Here is a 12,456-nt window from a genome sequence, read left to right as displayed (position 1 = left end):
GGCGGCGTCGGCCATCCCGTCCAAGACCTGTCGTCATAACCGGCGGCTATGGCGCAGGTGGCCACAAACCGACGAGACGGTTCCGGGCGTGGCGTTACACGGCGTTCCGGGGCCAGCTACGTACAGTGAGGAACCGATGTCACATCGTGACTACAGGGAGAGATCATGAAACGTACGCTCATAGCGGCAGGTGGCGCGCTCGCCACGGCCGCTGCACTCGTCGCGCTGGCCGGTCCGGCCGCCGCCGTGCCGTCGTACTGCAACCTGAGCCTGTCCGACGCCTCGCGCTCGGTGGGCATCGACGTCTGGGGCGTCTTCGCGGGTCAGCGTGAGGCCGACGCGTGCGAGAGCGACCACGGCACGGCCCACGACAAGTGGGACAACGGTTCCAACTGGGGCAACGGCCACGGCCACGGCAACGGCTGGGACAACGGCAACAACTGGGACAACGGCGGCAACTGGGGCAACGGCGGCAACAACTGGGGCGCCGGCAACTGGGGCGTTAACAACTGGGGTAACGGCGACAACGGCACCTGGGGTAACCAGGGCCACGGCTACAGCACCAACTGGGCCTCGCCGGGCAGTCGCGGCTGGGGCCTTCGCGGCACGTGGGGCTCGCGCGGCTACGGCTGGCCCGCCTCGCCTTACCGCTTCTGAGCACAGGCCGGTCAGTCCGGCGTGGTCCCGGGGCACGTCACGTGACCCGGGACCTTGTCATTGCCCCAGCGAGGGCGCGGCCGGGGGGCGGCCGCCCCGCTCACCGATCGACGATCTCGTTCTTCCCGATCACCACGACCCCGCCCCTGGTCAGCGCGAACCGCGTCCGGTCGTAGTCGAGGTCGAAGCCGATCCGCGCCCCGTCCGGGATCACCACGTTCTTGTCGATGATCGCCTTGCGCACGATCGCGCCCCGCCCGACCTTGACGTTCTCCATCAGCACGGAGTCCTCCACCAGCGAGTGCGAGTGGAGCACCACCTTGGGCGACAGGATCGACCTGATCGCCGTGCCGCCGGAGACGATCACGCCGGGCGACACCAGCGAGTCGATCGCCCGCCCCACCCGGTCGCCGTCGTTGTGCACGAACTTGGCCGGCGGCAGCGGGTCGTGCCCGGTGAAGATCGGCCACTTGTCGTTGTACAGGTTGAAGATCGGGTGCGCCGAGATGAGGTCCATATGGGCCTCGTAGTACGCGTCCAGCGTCCCCACGTCGCGCCAGTAGCCGCGGTCGCGTTCGCTGGAGCCGGGCACCAGGTTGTTGGCGAAGTCGTACACGTCGGCGCCGCCCGACTTGACCAGCATCGGGATGATGTTGCCGCCCAGGTCGTGCTTGCTGGTCGGGTCGAGCGCGTCCTCGCGCAGCGCGTCGATCATCGACTGCGTCTTGAACACGTAGTTGCCCATCGAGGCGTACACCTCGTCGGGGGAGTCGGCCAGCCCCACCGCGTCCTTCGGCTTCTCCCTGAAGGCCACGATCCTGCGGCCCTCGGGATCGGTCTCGATCACGCCGAACTGGTCGGCCAGCGACAGCGGCTGCCGGATGGCGGCCACCGTCACGTCGGCGCCCGAGTCCTCGTGCTGCTCGACCATCTGCCGGGGATCCATCCGGTAGATGTGGTCGGCGCCGAACACGATCACGTGCTCGGGCATCTCGTCGTAGATCAGATTCAGGTTCTGGAACAACGCGTCGGCGGAGCCGGAGAACCAGCGCGGCCCGAGCCGCTGCTGCGCGGGCACCGGCGTGACGTAGTTGCCCAGCATCGCCGACAACCGCCAGGTCCGCGAGACATGCCGGTCGAGACTGTGATTCTTGTACTGCGTCAACACGACGATCTTCAGGAAGCCGCCGTTGGCGAGGTTGGACAGCACGAAATCGATGAGCCGGTACATCCCGCCGAACGGCACCGCCGGTTTGGCCCGATCCGCCGTGAGCGGCATGAGCCTCTTGCCCTCTCCACCTGCCAGCACGACCGCAAGCACCCTCCGGGACCTCATGTCCAGGACGCTACCCTCAAATGGCCGATCTATCGACGAAACCCCGCCCGGCAAGCTCCAATCTTGTCCGGTTTTGGCGTCCAATGTACGAAGCGGGCTTGCCGAGCTTGGGCTTGTCGATGTGTTTTTCTTGCCTAGACCCCCCTTAAGGTCGTCTCATGCGTGTTGATCTGCTCAGCCGGGAGTATCCGCCCGAGGTCTACGGCGGGGCCGGGGTGCACATGGAGTACCTCGCCAGGGAGCTGCGGAAGCTGGCCGACGTACGCGTGCGCTGCTTCGGCGCCGACCGCGCCGAGCCCGGCGTCTCCGCCTACCGCGTGCCGGCCGGGCTGACGGGCGCCAACGCCGCGCTGCAGACGCTCGGCGTCGACCTGGAGATGGCCGCCGCCTGCGAGGGCGCCGACGTCGTGCACTCCCACACGTGGTACGCCAACTTCGCCGGCCACGTCGCCAAGCTGCTGCACGGCACGCCCCACGTGATCACCACGCACAGCCTGGAGCCGCTGCGCCCGTGGAAGGCCGAGCAGCTCGGCGGCGGCTACACGATCTCGTCCTGGGCCGAGCGCACGGCCCTGGCCGCCGCCGACGCGGTCGTGGCCGTCTCGGACGGCATGCGCGCCGATGTCCTGGCCGCCTACCCGGAGATCCCGCCGGAGAAGGTCACCGTCATCCACAACGGCATCGACACCGCCCAGTACACCCCCGACCCGGCCACCGATGTGCTGACCAAGCACGGCGTGGACCCGGGCCGCCCGTACGTCGTGTTCGTCGGCCGCATCACCCGCCAGAAGGGCCTGGTCCACCTCCTGCACGCGGCGCGCTCCTTCGACCCGGCCGCGCAGCTCGTGCTCTGCGCGGGCGCGCCCGACACGCCGGAGATCGCCGCCGAGGTGAGCGAGCTGGTGCGCGGGCTCGACCGCGACGGCGTGTTCTGGATCCAGGAGATGCTGCCCAAGCCCGAGGTGATCCAGCTCCTGACGCACGCCACCGTGTTCGTCTGCCCGTCGGTCTACGAGCCGATGGGCATCGTCAACCTGGAGGCGATGGCCTGCGAGACCGCGGTCGTGGCCACGGCGACGGGCGGCATCCCCGAGGTGGTCGCCGACGGCGCCACCGGGCTGCTGGTGCCCGTCTCGCAGGCCGCCGACGGCACTCCGCACGACCCTGAGCGCTTCGCCGCCGACCTGGCCGAGCGGGTCAACGCCCTGCTGGGCGACCCGGCGCGGGCGCGGGCCATGGGGGAGGCGGGGCGGGCGCGCGCCATCGAGCACTTCTCCTGGACGCGCATCGCCGAGCGCACCCTGGAGCTGTACGCCTCCCTGGGCGCCTGACACCCGCCTCCCCGGGCGCCTGACACCCGCCTCCCCGGGCGCCAGGACGCCCGCCTCCCCGGGCGCCTGACACCCGCCTCCCTGGGCGCCAGGACGCCCGCCTCCCCGGGCGCCTGACGACCGGCGGCTCGCCGGACTCAGACGAGGCCGCGGCGGCTGGCCTGGGCCCCCGCCTGGAAGCGCGTCTCGGCGTTCAGCTCGTCGAGCAGATGCCGCAGCCGCCGCCGCAGACTGCGCGTGCTGGTCCCGAGCTGCCGGGCGATGGCATCGTCCTTGAGCCCGGCGGCCAGCAACGCCAGCAGCCGCCGGTCCTCCAGGCTCAGCCCGGCGCCGGGGTCGCTGTCCGGGGCGAGCTCCGGCGACCCCTGCGACCACAGTTCGGGCCGCACCGGCAGCGCCTCCCGCCACAGCCGCTCGAACAGCTCCACCAGCGCCACCACCATGGTGGACCCCCTGATCAGCACCCCGCGCGTCAGGGGCGGCTCCATGTGCAGCGGCATGACGGCCCGCGACCGGTCGACGAGCGCCATCTTGAACGGCAGCCATGGCAGGATCCGCGCCTCCTCGCCGGCCCTGATGAGGCTGCCCACCTCGTCGAGCGCCCCGGCGTGGTCGAAGGCCTCGGGCACGTAGATGGTGCGGTAGCGCACGCCGTTGCGCAGCAGGTCGGTCTGCAGCGGGTTGTGGTAGTCCAGCACGTACGGTGGCCGGTCGAAGGTGAGCACCTCCTCCTTGGCCTCCTGCTGCAGCCTGACGTACCAGCGCGCCTGCTCCTCCGGCCCGGCGAGCACCTCGAGCTGGTCGCCGCCTGCGGGGTCGGTGCCGACGTCGCGGAAGGCGGCTTCGAGCTCGTCGGCCGTGTCGGTGAGCAGGTCCAGCTCGCTCTGCATGTCGCGGACGAGCGAGCGGATGGCGGTGCCGGGGTTGGTCGCGGTCCAGCGGGGCGCGCGCCCCCACAGGCGGCTGACCAGGCCCTTGGCGCGCAGCCTGCTCAGCGACGACTGGACGCGCCCGGCGCTCTCGCCGGTGCGCATGACCAGCTCCTGGACGGTGATGCCCGGGCAGGCGAGCACGCCGCGGTAGATCCGTTCGTCGAACGCGCTGACACCGACGATCTCCAGCGCGCGGCCGTCTTCCTGCACGGGATCGATCTTGGCCGTTTCCGGCAGTTGCCGCAATAGGCCACAGACACCACCTTGTCACCAAAATTCACTGACAATTAGAAAACGGGATGTGCAACAGAGAACGGCCCTCCTGGGCGTCGTGTTACTGGCCGTCACGGCGATCGCCGTACCGGCCCAGGCGGCGCCCGCCCAGCCCTCCACCACGTTCCAACCGGCGAAGACGATCACGCTCATCACCGGCGACAAGGTCACCCTCCGCGAGCTCCCCGACAAGCAGACGCAGCTCGACGTCGCCGCAGGCCCCGGCCGGGAGAAGATCCACTTCGTCCACCGCAGGTCCGCCGACGGGCTCAGCATCGTGCCCGCGGACGCGATGCCGCTGCTGGCCGCGGGCACGCTCGACCCCCGGCTCTTCGACGTCACCCGGCTCGCCGCGCTCGGCTACGACGACGCCGCCAGCCCGCGGCTGCCGCTCATCCTGACCTACCCCGGCGGGACCGACGCCGCCACGCTGCGCACGGCGGGCGGGCGCCCGCTGCCCGCCGTCAACGGCGTCGCCAGGCAGGAGCCCCGCGACGGCGCCCTCTGGCAGTCGCTGCCCGGCCGGGCCCGCACCGCCGCCGCCCCCGCCAAGATCTGGCTCGACGGCAAGGCCAAGGTCTCCCTCGACGTGAGCGTGCCGCACATCGGCGCCCCCGCCGCCTGGGCGGCCGGTCACACCGGCCAGGACGTGCCCGTCGCGGTGCTCGACACCGGCTACGACCCCGCCCACCCGGACCTGAAGGGCCAGGTCGTCAAGACGGAGAACTTCACCGCCGAGCCCGATACGCGCGACCTGAACGGCCACGGCACCCACGTCGCGTCCACGATCGCCGGCACCGGCGCCGCCTCGGGCGGCACGCGCAAGGGCGTCGCCCCCGGCGCCAAGCTGATGATCGGCAAGGTCTGCGGCCAGGACGGCTACTGCGCCGACTCGGCCATCGTCGCGGGCATGACCTGGGCGGCCCAGAACGGCGCCCGCGTCGCCAACCTCAGCCTCGGCGGCCCCGACGCCCCCGGCGTGGACCCGCTGGAGCAGGCCGTCAACAGCCTCTCGGCCGAGTACGGCACGCTGTTCGTGATCGCCTCGGGCAACGACGGGCCCCAGCAACTCGGCTCCCCGAGCAGCGCCGACGCCGCGCTGTCCGTCGGCGCCTCCTACCGCGACGCCGACACCGTCGCCCAGTTCAGCAGCACCGGCCCGCGCCCCGGCGACGCCGCCGTCAAGCCCGACCTGATCGCGCCCGGCGTGGGCATCGTCGCCGCCAGGGCGAACGCCCCCGAGGGCGGCGACCAGTACGCGGAGATGAGCGGCACGTCCATGGCCACCCCGCACGTGGCGGGCGCGGCGGCCATCGTGGCCGGCCTGCACCCCGGCTGGAAGGCCGACCGCGTCAAGGCCGCGCTGATGGCCTCCACGGCCCCCGGCGAGGAGCTGGGCGCCTACGTGCAGGGCTCAGGCCGGGTGGACGTGGCCCGCGCCGTCGGCCAGCGGATCACGACCGAGCCCGCCTCCCTCGGCATGGGGGACGTCGAACTGCCCGACACCGCGCCCAAGGAGCGCACGCTCACCTACCGCAACGACGGCGACGCCGCCGTCCGGCTGGAGCTGAGCGTGGTCGCCAAGGACGGGCACGGCCAGAGCGCCACGCCGTTCACCCTCGGCGCCGACGCGGTGGACGTGCCCGCGCACGGCGCCGCCGAGGTCAAGGTCACGGCCAAGCCGGACGCGATCGGCCTGTTCAGCGGCACGGTCATCGCCAGGAGCGGCGACGTCACCGTACGCACCGGGATCGGCATGCGCGTCGAGCCGGAGAAGCGGGGCCTCGGCCTGCGCTTCACCGGCAGCGACGGGCAGCCCGCCCAGGTCGCCTTCGCCGGCGTCATCGACGTCGAGTCGGGCGAGCAGACCAACTACGACATCGCGAGCGGCAGCCTGGACCTGCGGCTGCTGAAGGGCCGCCGGTACACGGTCGTCATCCTGATGGCCGACCACGACGGCACTGTCGTGATGGCGGCCGAGCCGGAGTTCACGCTCGACGGCGACCGCACCGTCACCGCCGACGCCCGCCGCGCCAAGCCGGTGGACGTGCGCACGGAGGAGCCGACGGCGCGGCTGGCCATCGGCATGCTGGGCATGCTGCAGCTCGTCGAGGGCAAGCAGCCCCTCGGCGTGGACGTGGACCTGGCCGGCCTGTGGGGCGCGGAACGGATCGAAGGCGTCAAGGCGATCCCGACGACCCGCACGGCCAGCAAGAAGTTCGCCTACTACCGGTGGACGCAGTGGGCCAAGCCGAAGGGCGACGGCACCTACGACGACAGCCCGTACTTCTACCACCTGATGAAGGCGGAGCCGCGCATCCCCGCCGACCCCGGCTACCGGCCGCGCCGCCGTGACCTCGCCCAGGTCGACTCCACCTACGCCGCCCAGCGGGACGGCAAGACCGGCGAGCACATGGCGCTGCCCGTGCTCTACGGTACGGAGCTGGCCTGGATGCCGTACGTGCACGTCGCCCACGTGCCGCTGCCGTTCCGCAGGACCGAGTACTACACGCCGGGCGACACCGGCTGGTACCCGTCGTTCGCCCAGTACAAGCTCCCGCCGGAGGGCATAGACGACCTCGACCAGTTCTTCTTCGGCCGGACCACCGTCTACCGGGCGGGCCAGAAGAGCACCGAGCGCTGGAACGGCGCCGTCCTCGGGGCCGCGCTCAACCCGGACGGCGACTACAACTGGCGCGAGGAGAACCTGCTGCAGTTCAGCACCTCGCTGTTCGACGACGGCAGGCTGGACCGCCACTCCATCACCTCGTACACGGCCCCGCAGGCCAAGCTCTACCGCGACGGCAAGGAGATCTTCAGCACCACCGACTACCTGCCCGGCTGGATCGACGTGCCCGCCGAGCGGAAGGAGAGCGAGTACCGGCTGACCATGACCGCGGACCGCGACCCGGCCATGACCGCGCTGTCCACCCGGGTCAGCGCCGAGTGGCGGTTCAGGTCGAAGACCCCGGCGGCGGGCGAGCGGCAACTGCTGCCGCTGCTGGCCGTCAAGGCCGAGCCTGAGCTGGACGAGAACAACCAGGCCGCCGCGGGCCCCATCAGCATCCCGCTGCGCGTCCAGCGCCAGGACGGCTCGCCCGACCTGAGGCTGCGCACGCTGACGGCCGAGATCTCCTACGACGACGGCCGCACCTGGCTGCCTGCGCTGGTGCACCCGTCGGGCAGGGGCGAGTGGTCCGCCGGGACCTGGCACCCGGCCTGGGCGCGCGGCAAGTTCGCCTCGCTGCGCGTCAAGGCCGCCGACGCCGGCGGCAACGCCTTCACCGAGACCGTCCTCCGGGCGTACCGGATCAAGTGAGCCAGGACAGGAAGGCCCCGTCACGGCGGGGCCTTCCGTCATGTCAGGTGGTGCGTTCGAGCACGACGACCGGGATCTCCCGGTCGGTCTTCTTCTGGTACTCGTCGTAGTCCGGCCACGTCCGCGCCATCACCCGCCACATCTCGGGCTTCTCCTCGGGTGTGGCGGTGCGCGCCCGGGCCTTGAACTTGTCCCCCTTCACCTGCACCTCGACCTCCTGGTCGGCGCGCAGGTTCTTGAACCACCCCGGATGGTCGGGGTCGCCGCCCTTGGACGCCACCACGAGGTAGTCGTCGCCGAACGGCTGATAGATGAGCGGAGTCGTGAAGGGACGGCCGGTCTTGCGTCCCTTGGTGGTCAGCAGGAGCACGACGGTGTTGTTCCAGTCGTGGCCCTCCGCGCCGTCGGTCTCCTGGTAACGCCGGACATGTTCTTCTCCGTAGAGCATGCAGGCGCACCTACCCACGCCGACCGTGACCTCACCGTTACTCGACGGGGTCTGGACGAGAAGTTAACGTGGTTGGCACCTACATTTCTGTAAGCGCTTTCAGTCAGTGAGTGGAAGCGCTTACACCGTTAGAGGACGCGCATGGACGTGACCATCTACGAAGTGGCCAAGCGGGCGGGCGTGTCGATCGCCACCGTGTCCAGGGCCCTGCGCGGCACCGGCCCCGTCGCCGCCCGTACCCGGGAGAAGGTGCTCAAGGCCGTCGAGGAGCTCAACTTCACGCCCAGCCGCCTGGGCGTCAGCCTCGCCGAGGGCCGCCACGCCGCCAACGGCGTCGTCTTCCCCGACCTGGCGGGCCCGTACTACGCCGAGGTCCTGCTCGGCTACGAGGAGGTCGCCTCCGAGCTGGGCCGCTCGGTGGTCATCCTGTCCACCAAGGGCCGCACCAGGGTCGGCGACCTGATCAAGGACCTGGCGGGCCGCGTGGACGGCATGCTCATCTTCGGCCACACCGTACCCGAGCCGCTGGTCGCCGAGCTGGTACGGCTCGGCGTGCGCCTGGTGTTCGTCTCCCGCGACCCGCTGCCCGGAGCCGACACCCTGCGCAGCGAGAACACCGGCTCGGCCCGTGCGCTCGCCGCCCACCTGCGCGAGCACGGCTACGAGCGCTACGCCTTCCTCGGCGCCCCGCTGACCAGCCGCGACGACGTGGACGAGCGCTGGCAGGGCGTTCGCGGCGTGCTCGGCGGCGCGATCGAGGCCGTCGCCACCGGCCAGTACACCGTGGAGTGCGGCCACGAGGCCGCCACGAAGCTGCTCAAGGGCGCGGGCAGGCCGCGGGCGATCGTCTGCTCCGACGACGAGGTGGCGCTGGGGGCGCTGCTCGCCGCCGAGGAGCTCGGCCTCGACGTGCCCGGCGACGTGGCCGTGACCGGCTGGGACGACATCATGGCCGCCCGCCACGCCCGCCCGGCGCTGACCACCGTACGGCAGCCGATGCGCGAGCTCGGCGCCCGCGCCGCCCGCGCGCTCGACGAACTCATCACGGGGGCCCGCGACACCCCGAGCCACATCGTCCTGACCACCGAGCTGGTCGTCCGCTCAAGCTGCGGTCAGCACCCCCAGGAGGTACCGACATGAACACCACCACCCGGCGCGCCGCGGGCGTGCTGGCGCTCACGATCGTGGCCGCGGGCTGCGGCCGCGGCACGGACTCCGCGCCCGAGCAGGCGCGGGACGTCACGACCGGCAAGGTCGCGGGGGAGGTCACGGTCTGGGCGATGGGCGAGGAGGGCAAGGCGCTCGGCGCGTTCGTCAAGGACTTCGAGACCGCCAACCCCGGCGTGAAGATCAACGTGACGGCCATCGGCTGGGACGTGGCCCACGACAAGATCACCTCGGCCATCGCGGGCGGCGCCACCCCCGACGTGAGCATGATCGGCTCCACCTGGTCCGGCGAGCTGGCCAAGACGGGCGCGCTGGAGCCCACCCCCGGAAACCTGGTCGACAAGTCGGCGTTCTTCCCCGGCGCCTGGCAGACCGTGGACATCAACGGCACCGCGTACGGCGTGCCCTGGTACGTCGAGACCCGCGTCCTGTACTACCGCACCGACCAGGCCGAGAAGGCCAAGGTGCGGCCGCCCGCGACGTGGCGGGAGTTCACCGCGTTCGTCAAGGCGCTCAAGGACGAGGGCGGCGCCAGCCGCGGCTTCAACCAGAGCTACCAGCTCGGCGCCTCCTGGCAGGAGGTGCTGCCGCTGATCTGGCAGGCCGGCGGCGAGATCGTCAAGGACGGGAAGTACACCTTCGACACCCCCGAGGCGGTCACCGCGCTCAAGCAGTACGCCTCGCTGTTCGAGCAGAAGCTGGCCCCCACCGACACCCCCGCGAACGCCTTCCCGCAGACCTTCATCAAGGGCGAGGTCGGCGCCTTCTACTCGGGGCCGTGGATGATCGGCGTGCTGAACAACGACGGCGGGCCGGGGTTCGCCGAGAAGTTCGACGTCGCCCCCTATCCCCGAGGCCCGGTCTCGGCGACGAGTTTCGTCGGCGGCGCGGACATGGCGGTGTTCAAGAAGGCGAAGAACCGCGACGCCGCCTGGACGTTCATCCGATGGCTGAGCGAGCCGAAGGTGCAGGCCAAGTGGTACACGACGGTCAAGGCGCTGCCGGCCGTCCAGGCGGCCTGGCAGGAGCCCGAGCTGAAGGCCGACGAGCAGCTCGCGGTCTTCGGCGAGCAGCTCAAGGACGCCAGGACCCCGCCGCCGTTCCCCACCTGGGAGCAGGTGGCCAGGGTGCTGGAGGCCGAGCTGGAGAAGCTGGCCCGCGGCAAGGCGACGCCCGAGCAGACGGCCAAGGCGATCCAGTCGCAGGCCGACACGATCGGCACCGGCCTCTAGAGCGCCATGGCCGTGCTCACGAGACAGGCGCCGCCCGCCCCCGCACCGGTCAAGGTCAGGGGCGCCTTACGCCGGTCGGGCGTCGGCTGGGTCTTCATCCTGCCGTTCGTGGTGCTGTTCGCGGTGTTCTACCTGGGGCCGCTGCTCGTCGGCATCGGGATGAGCTTCACCGACATCCGCAGCACCGACGTGACCGACCCGCTCGGCGTCAACCTGGTCGGCGTCGACAACTATCTGCGGCTCATGAACGACGGCGCCATGCGCAGGGCCGCGCTCAACACCGTGATCTTCGTGGTCACGGCGCTGCCGCTGACCATCGGGCTGGGCCTCGCCGCTGCCGTGCTGCTCAACACGGGCATCGCCCGCCTGCCCGCCGCGTTCTTCCGGCTCGGCTACTACCTGCCCAACATCACCAGCATCATCGGCATCGCGGTGGCCTGGAAGTTCCTGCTGGAGCCCGAGGCCGGGCTGGTCAACCGGCTGCTCGGGCTGGCCGGCGCGCAGGGCCCCAACTGGCTGGAGAACGAGGCCACCGCGCTGCCCTCGATCATCGTGATGACGGCCTGGCGCAGCTTCGGCTTCAACATGGTCGTGCTGCTGGCCGCCCTGCAGACCATCCCGAGAGAGCTGTACGAGGCCGCGGCCGTGGACGGCGCCGGCCGCTGGGCGCGCTTCCACGCCGTGACCGTGCCGTCGCTGCGGCCCGTGCTGCTGTTCTGCACCGTCTACAGCTCCGTCGGCTTCATGCAGTTCCTGGAGGAGCCCCTCGTCATGACCAGGGGCGGGCCGCTGAACGCCACCCTGTCGGCCTCGCTGGCCATCTTCGGCCAGTTCGGCGTCGGCAACTACGGCTACGCGGGGGCCGCCTCGACCGTGCTGTTCACGGTGATCGTGGCGCTCGCCGTCCTGCAGCTCAGGCTGGGGAGGAACCGATGAACAGGACCACCAGGCGGCAGCGCGCGGTCATCTACCTCGGGCTGTCCGCCGGCCTGGCGCTGGTCGCCGGGCCGTTCCTGTGGACGGCGCTCAGCTCGTTCAAACCGGAGCAGGAGATCAGGCGCGACCCGCCGACGTTCTGGCCGCGGACGTGGACGCTGGACAACTTCGCCGAGCTGTTCGGACGGGTGGACCTCGGCACCGCGTTCACCAACAGCATGCTCATCGCGCTCGTGCTGGTCGCCACGAACCTGCTGTTCTGCTCCATGGTCGGCTACGCCTTCGCCAAGCTCTCCTTCCGCGGCAAGAACCTCGCCTTCGGCCTGGTGCTCGTGCAGCTCGCCATCCCCGCGATCGTCGTGATGATGCCGCAGTTCGTGCTGATCGCCCGGTTCGGCATGGTCAACACGTTCATCGGGATCATCCTGCCGACCATGGTGACGCCGCTGGGCGTGTTCATGATGCGGCAGTTCATCGCCGAGCTGCCCGACGAGCTGATCGACGCGGCCCGCGTGGACGGCGCCAGGGAGTTCCGCGTCTTCTTCACGATCATCCTGCCGCTGTGCGGGCCCGCACTGGCCACCCTCGGGCTGATCACGTTCCTCGGCTCGTGGAACAACTTCCTCTGGCCGGCCGTGGTCGCCCAGAGCGAGGACATGTACACCCTGCCCGTCGCGCTCAACATCCTCAACGGCAACGAGGGCACCCACTACAACCTGCTGGTCGCCGGGTCGGTCGTGGTCATCGCGCCGATCCTGTTCCTGTTCGTCTTCCTGCAGCGCTTCTTCATCCAGGGCATCGCCACCACCGGCCTCAAGTAGAGGA

10 protein-coding genes are annotated in these 12,456 nt (G+C 70.9%); 7 read left to right on the top strand and 3 right to left on the bottom strand.

Annotated elements, in window-relative coordinates:
- Positions 1-165 precede the first annotated feature (165 nt).
- Positions 166-657: a hypothetical protein gene (locus FXF51_RS50225; RefSeq protein ID WP_148441935.1), complete on the top strand. Its 492-nt coding sequence runs from the start codon at positions 166-168 to the stop codon at positions 655-657.
- A 100-nt stretch (positions 658-757) separates the two neighbouring features.
- On the opposite strand, the gene glgC is transcribed toward FXF51_RS50225, so the two are convergent.
- Positions 758-1,993 carry a glucose-1-phosphate adenylyltransferase gene (gene glgC, locus FXF51_RS50220; RefSeq protein WP_148441934.1) on the bottom strand — a complete coding sequence of 412 codons (1,236 nt, stop codon included), beginning with the start codon at positions 1,991-1,993 and terminating at the stop codon, positions 758-760.
- Between the two features lie 158 nt (positions 1,994-2,151).
- Between glgC and glgA the strand changes: the two genes are divergently transcribed.
- The gene (glgA, locus tag FXF51_RS50215) at positions 2,152-3,324 is read left to right on the top strand and encodes a glycogen synthase (RefSeq protein WP_148441933.1); all 1,173 of its coding nucleotides are present in this window, start codon (positions 2,152-2,154) and stop codon (positions 3,322-3,324) included.
- Positions 3,325-3,461: 137 nt separating this feature from the next.
- Here the strand turns inward: glgA and FXF51_RS50210 are convergent, their stop codons facing one another.
- A complete protein-coding gene (locus FXF51_RS50210) occupies positions 3,462-4,466 on the bottom strand; it encodes a TrmB family transcriptional regulator (protein WP_148441932.1) in 1,005 nt (334 codons plus the stop codon).
- A gap of 91 nt (positions 4,467-4,557) precedes the next feature.
- On the opposite strand from FXF51_RS50210, the gene FXF51_RS50205 reads away from it, so the two are divergent.
- A complete protein-coding gene (locus FXF51_RS50205; protein ID WP_148441931.1) occupies positions 4,558-7,848 on the top strand; it encodes a S8 family serine peptidase in 3,291 nt (1,096 codons plus the stop codon).
- A gap of 43 nt (positions 7,849-7,891) precedes the next feature.
- Here FXF51_RS50205 and FXF51_RS50200 read toward each other — a convergent pair whose 3' ends face one another.
- A complete protein-coding gene (locus FXF51_RS50200; protein WP_148441930.1) occupies positions 7,892-8,296 on the bottom strand; it encodes a nitroreductase family deazaflavin-dependent oxidoreductase in 405 nt (134 codons plus the stop codon).
- A 141-nt stretch (positions 8,297-8,437) separates the two neighbouring features.
- On the opposite strand from FXF51_RS50200, the gene FXF51_RS50195 reads away from it, so the two are divergent.
- From FXF51_RS50195 to FXF51_RS50180, 4 genes are read left to right on the top strand one after another with little or no spacing between them, the layout of a single operon-like run.
- Positions 8,438-9,436: a LacI family DNA-binding transcriptional regulator gene (locus FXF51_RS50195; protein ID WP_148441929.1), complete on the top strand. Its 999-nt coding sequence runs from the start codon at positions 8,438-8,440 to the stop codon at positions 9,434-9,436.
- Positions 9,433-10,695, top strand: a complete 1,263-nt coding sequence (locus FXF51_RS50190; protein ID WP_148441928.1) for a sugar ABC transporter substrate-binding protein — start codon at positions 9,433-9,435, stop codon at positions 10,693-10,695. The genes FXF51_RS50195 and FXF51_RS50190 overlap by 4 nt, the downstream gene beginning before the upstream one ends.
- Before the next feature lie 6 nt (positions 10,696-10,701).
- Complete coding sequence (locus tag FXF51_RS50185) at positions 10,702-11,631, top strand: carbohydrate ABC transporter permease (protein ID WP_148441927.1); 930 nt, start codon at positions 10,702-10,704, stop codon at positions 11,629-11,631.
- A complete protein-coding gene (locus tag FXF51_RS50180; RefSeq protein ID WP_148441926.1) occupies positions 11,628-12,452 on the top strand; it encodes a carbohydrate ABC transporter permease in 825 nt (274 codons plus the stop codon). Before FXF51_RS50185 ends, FXF51_RS50180 begins: the two co-directional genes overlap by 4 nt.
- Positions 12,453-12,456 lie beyond the last annotated feature (4 nt).

The sequence above is a fragment of the Nonomuraea sp. PA05 genome (assembly GCF_008086045.1).
In the GTDB taxonomy this organism is placed as follows: Bacteria; Actinomycetota; Actinomycetes; order Streptosporangiales; family Streptosporangiaceae; genus Nonomuraea; species Nonomuraea monospora.
The sequence above is the reverse complement of the archived record's forward strand: the minus strand, read 5'-3'. Positions and strand labels throughout refer to the sequence as shown.